The following is a 1,677-nucleotide window of genomic DNA, read 5'->3' on the forward strand; positions in this document are numbered from 1 at the left end:
GCGTGACTGCGGTCGAATCCTGACGCATCAACTCCAACGACACCGCTCGTCGGAAGTAGCGTCGCTGAGAGAGTCAATATAGCACGCCATACAGCCATATCAAGCCGGTTGAATGCCTTACAGAGCGTTGATGGAGTAGGAAGTTCCGCTAGCCCGAGAACACGACGAATACGTGGCATCTCGATCAATTCGTCAAGCAGGCCACGGTAGGTTGTGTTCTTCCGAACTTTGAGACACAACAGACCAACGTGTTGCGGGAGTGTATAGCGGTGTTTGGAGAGCTTCGAGGAGTATCGAAAGACTGCTCGCCGGGCCAGATGGATAGCTTTCTCAGTAAACCGGAGAATCTGCGACTTCGGGAGAGCCTTCATTTCGTGAAATTACAGGACAAACATGCAAATCTCAGAGGATTTCAACAGAGCCAATTCCGTTGTTCTGGCTCTCTTTGTGCTTTACGTGAGTGCTCTTCTCCGGTAACACTGTGAGGTATTGACCACAATCAAGTCAGCATATATCACTTGGATAGAATTTCAATCTAGCTGTAAATTCGTGTTCTACTCAACGTTTCCACTCAAAGCGTTGATTTTGTAACCTTCCTCAGTATATTGTATGAGCGCCCCTGACGATTCACCTTCTAGTGAAAATTTTTGAATGCGCTCTGTGCGAAGCGTACCAGCTAGGGATCACCATCCGTAACGAGTTCAAAGAAACCGATCTCGTCACTGCGTTCGAGAACCTTGATCACTCGATAGACGCGATCGAAGACGAGTATCCAGCGTGGCATCCTGCGCCACTCTCCTTTCGAGCAATGGTCCTCTCGTTCGTTTTCATGGAGATCACCGGAGATTCGTACGCCGAGTTTTCTCGACGACTCACCCGGCAACCGGAAGTCGCCACTATTCTCGGCTTTAGCCGAGTGCCCGACGAATCAGCGTTCTCGCGGGCGTGGCGAAATAGATTCGACGACGAGACCCACGAATATGTCCACGCTGCTGCCCACTTTGTTATCAAAGAAGTTCACGATCGCGATATCTCAGCGTCTGAGGTTCGCCCCAAGAAACAGATCGTCGAAGGTACTGAAGAAAACATAGACTCAGTCGAAGACGAATCATTCTCACAGAACGCAATCGTCCAGACAACGCGCCTCGCGCGTGATCACGCCTTCGGTCATTTCGACTCTGATCGGGCGTCAAACATTACCTACGAAGACACGCAATTTTTCGAGTTACAGACGTTTATGGGGATGGTTCGATGCGGAACCGCGCAGGGAGCGACTCGCTTCCAGTACCATCGTGGTGAAGAGTATGGTCCGCATGGCGACACCCACCTCCGCGCAGTCAAACAGTTCGATCCTGAAGAGCTCGTGAACGGGTTCAACGAGACGACAGATCGCTTACTCTCCGTGATCGCCTCTGAAGCATCGTTCCGTCGGCCGGTTACCGCTGCGATCGACATCACGACTATCCCCTATTATGGGGATGTCGAAGGAATGCCGATGGTCAGTGGGACGAAGGATAGAGACGGTCGAGCGTTCAAATTTGCGACGCTTTCGATCATCGGACAGAACATTCCGCTGATCTTAGCTGTCGAGCCGGTTCGAGAGAGTTCTGAGTGGGATGAGAACTCGTCGAATCAGATTCATCGCACTGTGCGGCGACTGGTTCGACGAGCGAAAGA

1 protein-coding gene and 1 pseudogene are annotated in these 1,677 nt (G+C 51.5%); one reads left to right on the forward strand and one right to left on the reverse strand.

The window, feature by feature from the left end; translation table 11 throughout:
* Positions 1-371: transposase (locus B4V04_RS16885; protein ID WP_498232834.1), on the reverse strand; the 371-nt coding region annotated here is incomplete at its 3' end.
* A 266-nt stretch (positions 372-637) separates the two neighbouring features.
* On the opposite strand from B4V04_RS16885, the pseudogene B4V04_RS16890 reads away from it, so the two are divergent.
* Positions 638-1,677: pseudogene (locus B4V04_RS16890) on the forward strand (transposase); the annotation flags it as partial.

The sequence above is a fragment of the Halorubrum sp. B52 genome, assembly GCF_059752555.1.